At 69.6% G+C, this 1170-nt stretch carries 1 pseudogene; it reads left to right on the forward strand.

Features of this window, described 5'->3' with window-relative positions:
* Positions 1-1170: pseudogene (locus tag AQJ64_RS44860) on the forward strand (alpha-1,4-glucan--maltose-1-phosphate maltosyltransferase); the annotation flags it as partial.

The raw sequence follows: 1170 nt of genomic DNA on the forward strand, positions 1-1170 counted from the left end.
CCCGTCTGGCGGCGGCGCTGACGCCGGAGGTGGACGCGGTCCTGGCCCGGTACCCGCTGCGGGACCTGCTCACCGCCTCCGCACCACTGCCCCTGCTCGTGGAACGCGAACGCGCCCTGTACGGCGCCTGGTACGAGTTCTTCCCCCGCTCCGAGGGCACCCCGGACAACCCCCACGGCACCTTCCGCACCGCCGCCCGCCGGCTGCCCGCCATCGCCGCCATGGGCTTCGACGTCGTCTACCTCCCCCCGATCCACCCCATCGGCACCACCTTCCGCAAAGGCCGCAACAACACCCTGCACGCCACCCCCGACGACGTCGGCGTCCCCTGGGCCATCGGCTCCCCCGAAGGCGGCCACGACACCGTCCACCCCGACCTCGGCACGATCGACGACTTCGACCGGTTCGTCGCACAGGCCCGCACCCTCGGCCTGGAGACCGCCCTCGACTTCGCCCTCCAGTGCTCCCCCGACCACCCCTGGGTCCACAAACACCCCGAGTGGTTCCACCACCGCCCCGACGGCACCATCGCCCACGCCGAGAACCCGCCCAAGAAATACCAGGACATCTACCCCATCGCCTTCGACACCGACCTCGACGGCCTGATCACCGAGACCCTGCGCGTCCTGCGCCACTGGATGTCCCACGGCGTGCGCATCTTCCGCGTCGACAACCCCCACACCAAACCCGTCGTCTTCTGGGAACGGGTCATCGCCGACATCAACCGCACCGACCCCGACGTCCTCTTCCTCGCCGAGGCCTTCACCCGCCCCGCGATGATGCACACCCTCGCCCAGATCGGCTTCCAGCAGTCCTACACCTACTTCACCTGGCGCACCACCAAACAGGAACTGACCGACTACCTCACCGAACTCTCCGGGGACGCCGCCTCCTACATGCGGCCCAACCTCTTCGCCAACACCCCCGACATCCTCCACGAGTACCTCCAGCACGGCGGCCGCCCCGCCTTCGCGATCCGCGCCGTCCTCGCCGCCACCCTCTCCCCCACCTGGGGCATCTACAGCGGCTACGAACTCTACGAGAACACCCCCCTGCGCCCCGGCGGCGAGGAATACCTCGACTCCGAGAAATACCAGCTCAGGGCCCGCGACTGGGACACCCCCGACACCCTCGCCCCCCTCATCACCCGCCTCAACACGATCCGGCGGG

This window comes from Streptomyces griseoruber (assembly GCF_001514205.1).
GTDB lineage: Bacteria > Actinomycetota > Actinomycetes > Streptomycetales > Streptomycetaceae > Streptomyces > Streptomyces griseoruber.